A 2717-nucleotide genomic window follows, 5' to 3' on the forward strand; every position below is an offset into this window, starting at 1 on the left:
TCGTAGTGTCTTTCATGATCGGGGGTGCTGCTCACTCGTATCATGAAAGTTAGTTGAAGGGGTGGCTGCGTGCGTGGTCGTACCGGGTCGGCCCGCGAGGGTTCGGGCCTGGCGCAGGCCTGACGGGCAGGCTGAAAAAACGTCCAGCTTGGCCTGATACAAACGGGTTTGCACTTGGGCAAGAGACAGCATCGAGCTGAACAGGTGGTCATGGGTTATGGGCTGCCTGGCCTGCTCAAGCCAGCACGATTTGTCCCAACCCAGACGGCCCAGCATGGGTTGAGACAACCAAACTGCCATCGGCACCTTGGTCTGCTCCATAGGTGCAAAAGCGTAGGGCATGCCATGCAAATACAAACCTTTTTCACCCAAGGATTCGCCGTGGTCGGAGACATATACCAGCGCCGTCGGGCGCTTTTGGTTTTTCAGCCACGCCACGGTCTGACCCAGAAAGTGGTCGGTATAACGCAGCGAGTTGTCATAGGCATTGACGATCTCCTGGCCAGAACACGCTTGCAGCACATTGCTGCGGCACTCCGGCATGAACACTTTGAAGTCAGTGGGGGTGCGTTTGTAGTAGGCCGGTCCGTGGCTGCCCATCTGGTGCATCACCACCACGGTGCCGCGGGCGCGCCGGACCGGGTCCAACTGGCGCAGACGCTCGGGCAGTACGCGCAACATCTCTTCGTCAAAGCACTCGCCGTCGGGGCACAGTTCAGGGTCCTTGAGTTCGCGGGTGTCGGCGTGAGGCACCCGGTCACACACCCCCTTGCAACCTGACTGGTTGTCCAGCCACAACACCGCCATGCCCGCGCGTTGCACCACATCGAGCAAATTCTCGAACCGCGCGTCGGCTTTTCCATAGTCGGCGCGCCCCAAGTCAGAAAACATGCAGGGTACGGACACCTGGGTGTTGGTGCCGCAGGACGACACATCTGAAAAGTACACCAATTCGCCACGGTCTTGCAGCTGCTTCAGGCGGGGCGTGGTGTCACGGGCATAAGCTGCCAAACCGATGTTGGCGGCGCGCGCCGTTTCGCCTACCACCAAGACCACCAAAGGTGATCCGCTGACATCGCTGGCCTGGCCCGGCAGGGTAGCGTCTGTGCCGATCGGCTGCACGACCTGGCTGGCGTGCGCCGTCTGGCCCACCGCCAGACGCGTCAGCGCGTAGACCGTGTTGAAAGGGTTGACCATGTAGCGCAAGGATTTGTGATTGCGCATGGTGGAGGCCAGGCTCTCAAACGACAGCCAGACCATCAGCAGCATGAGCAAGGTGGCCAGCACGGCTTGGCCGATTTGCTTGACCACAAGGGATGTGACCGGTATCTGCTGAGCCGGTTGCTTCCACCACCACCAACCCGGCAACACGACGCCCAGCATAATGACCGGCAGCATCGACCATGACAGCAGGTCGCGCGCCTCGCGCGCATCGGTTTGCACCACATTGGCCAGCATGCCGGGGTCGATGACCACGCCGTAACTGAACATGAAGTAGCTGTTGCCTGCCGCGACCGCCAGCAGCACCAGCCCGACGGGTTTGCGCCACATGGGCCAGACCACCAAGCTCAACAATGCCACCGTCGCGGCCAACACCACCACGCCAAAGCCTGCAATGCCAAGCCAGGCACTGGGGTAGCTCGACTCAGGCAAGCCAAGCATGGCCAACCACAGCGGCGTATTGCCAACCGTGCTCAACCAAAGGGCCAATACCAGCGACATGAGACCCGGGTGAAGCGGACGGGGGAAAGTGATCGAAAGGGTCATGAAGCGGCGCCGTGCAAAGTAAAGAGGTCATTATTATTCAGGTCCAGAGTTAACGCAGCGTTAACCCAAGCTTGCCCATAATCCATTTGCCAAATCAAGGCACCCGCCAAAAAACCCAGATCCTTTAGGCACCATGCACGCGCCACCTACCTCGTCCACACTGTGTCATCGGGCAGTTCCCTTATCTCCAGCCCTGATCACCGGGGCAGCTCTGATCGGTCTGCTGATTTGGGACGCGTCGGGGCTGGACCTGGCCGTGATGCAGCGCTTGGCCAATGCGCAAGGTTTTGCCCTGCGTGACAACTGGTGGCTGGCAGAAGTGCTTCACACCCGCGCCCGGCAATTGGCTGGCATGGTGTTTATTGCGCTGATGGTCATGAATTGGTGGCCCGCAGGCTGGTTTCGTGGGCTGCAACGATGGCAGCGCATCGAGATCGTGCTTGGCATTTTGCTGTCATTGCTGGCAGTCAGCACCCTGAAGCACTTCAGCTTGACCAGTTGCCCCTGGGACTTGCAGGATTTTGGCGGCAAGGCGAGTTATGTGTCACATTGGACTTGGGGCGCCCGCGATGGCGGGTCCGGGCGTTGCTTTCCAGCGGGCCATGCCTCCTCTGCCTTGGCGTTCATCGCGCTGGCCTTGCCGTGGCTGTTTTCAGACAACGCAAGCCTGCGTCGCAGAGGTCAATGGCTATTGTTGATGGCGCTTTTTTTGGGACTGGTGTTTGGATTGGCGCAAACCTTGCGCGGCGCGCACTACCCCAGCCACACGCTGTGGACCAGCTGGATTTGCTGGACCGTTGCAGTCGTTAACCACCGGGTGTTCGAGGCACTTGGCAAGCAAGTTTTCGTCGCTCGTTGGTAACCATTCGACCGCGCAGGCGCGCCTAGCGCGGTACATTCACGCGTCGCCTCACCGCCTTTAAAATGCCGCGCAAAATCTCCAGAGGCGG

Annotated in this window: 2 protein-coding genes; one reads left to right on the top strand and one right to left on the bottom strand. The window is 60.0% G+C overall.

The window, feature by feature from the left end:
• Positions 1 to 12: 12 nt before the first annotated feature.
• Positions 13 to 1767: a phosphoethanolamine transferase gene (locus tag IBX54_RS14195; RefSeq protein WP_296543305.1), complete on the bottom strand. Its 1755-nt coding sequence runs from the start codon at positions 1765 to 1767 to the stop codon at positions 13 to 15.
• A gap of 133 nt (positions 1768 to 1900) precedes the next feature.
• Between IBX54_RS14195 and IBX54_RS14200 the strand changes: the two genes are divergently transcribed.
• Positions 1901 to 2629, top strand: coding sequence for a phosphatase PAP2 family protein (locus tag IBX54_RS14200; RefSeq protein WP_296543306.1), 729 nt, complete (start codon positions 1901 to 1903; stop codon positions 2627 to 2629).
• Positions 2630 to 2717 lie beyond the last annotated feature (88 nt).

It is taken from the genome of Rhodoferax sp. (assembly GCF_014859475.1).
In the GTDB taxonomy this organism is placed as follows: domain Bacteria; phylum Pseudomonadota; class Gammaproteobacteria; order Burkholderiales; family Burkholderiaceae_C; genus Rhodoferax.